Here is a 1,001-nt window from a genome sequence, read left to right as displayed (position 1 = left end):
GGCCGGATCGCTGGCGAAGAACGGCAATCTCCACTGGGAGATCATCGGCCGCTTCCTCTTCGCCGACCTGATCTTCTCCGGACTCGTCACGACCCTGTGGCTCACCGTGGCGGCGATGGCCCTCGGACTCCTTCTGGGCACGCTGGTCGCAGTGATGCGGCTGTCGTCCAACCCGGTTCTCTACGGCATGTCCTCACTGTTCGTGTGGTTCTTCCGCGGGACCCCCTTGCTGGTCCAGATCATCTTCTGGGGATACGCCGCCGCCCTCTACCAGTACGTGAAAATCGGCATCCCCTTCACCAGCGTCACCTTCTTCCAGGTCGAGACGAACTCCCTCCTTACCCCGGCCGTCGCAGCGCTGTTGGCCCTCGGACTCAACGAAGCCGCGTACGCCTCGGAGATCGTCCGGGCCGGCATCCAGTCGGTGGACCCCGGCCAGAGCGAAGCCGCGCATTCCCTCGGCATGCGGCCCGCACAGACGATGCGCAGGATCGTGCTGCCCCAGGCCATGCGGGTGATCATCCCGCCCATGGGCAACGAGACGATCAACATGCTGAAGATGACCGCCCTGGTATCGATCATCTCGGCGCACGACCTGATGTCCAACATCCAGGACGTGTACGCGCAGAACTACCAGGTCATCCCCATGCTCGTCGTCGCCAGCCTCTGGTACCTGGGCCTGGTCACCCTGCTCAGCATCCCGCAGGCATGGCTGGAGCGCCGCTACGGCCGCGGCTCGGACCGCGGCGGCCACATCTCACCGCTCCGCCGCATGCTCACCGGCGCACTGGTCCAGCCCGCGCGCACGAAGAACACCAAGGAGGCGGCAGCGTGAACGTCCCCATGGTCCACGCCCAGGGCGTGCGCAAGCACTTCGGGAAGCTCGAAGTCCTCAAGGGAATCGACCTGACCGTCGAACGGGGACAGGTGTGCTGTCTGCTGGGTCCCTCCGGCTCGGGCAAGTCGACCTTCCTGCGCTGCATCAACCACCTCGACAGGGT

2 protein-coding genes are annotated in these 1,001 nt (G+C 65.3%); both read left to right on the top strand.

Going from position 1 to position 1,001, the window contains the following annotated elements:
* Positions 1 to 835, top strand: an 835-nt coding sequence (locus ACFWVD_RS28995) for an amino acid ABC transporter permease (RefSeq protein WP_379248123.1), incomplete at its 5' end; no start/stop codon positions are given.
* A gap of 8 nt (positions 836 to 843) precedes the next feature.
* A partial coding sequence (locus ACFWVD_RS28990; protein ID WP_379248125.1) for an ATP-binding cassette domain-containing protein occupies positions 844 to 1,001 on the top strand: 158 nt, incomplete at its 3' end.

Source organism: Nocardia sp. NPDC058666 (assembly GCF_042714895.1).
Classification (GTDB): domain Bacteria; phylum Actinomycetota; class Actinomycetes; order Mycobacteriales; family Mycobacteriaceae; genus Nocardia.
This window is presented reverse-complemented; position numbering and strand designations above follow the sequence as displayed.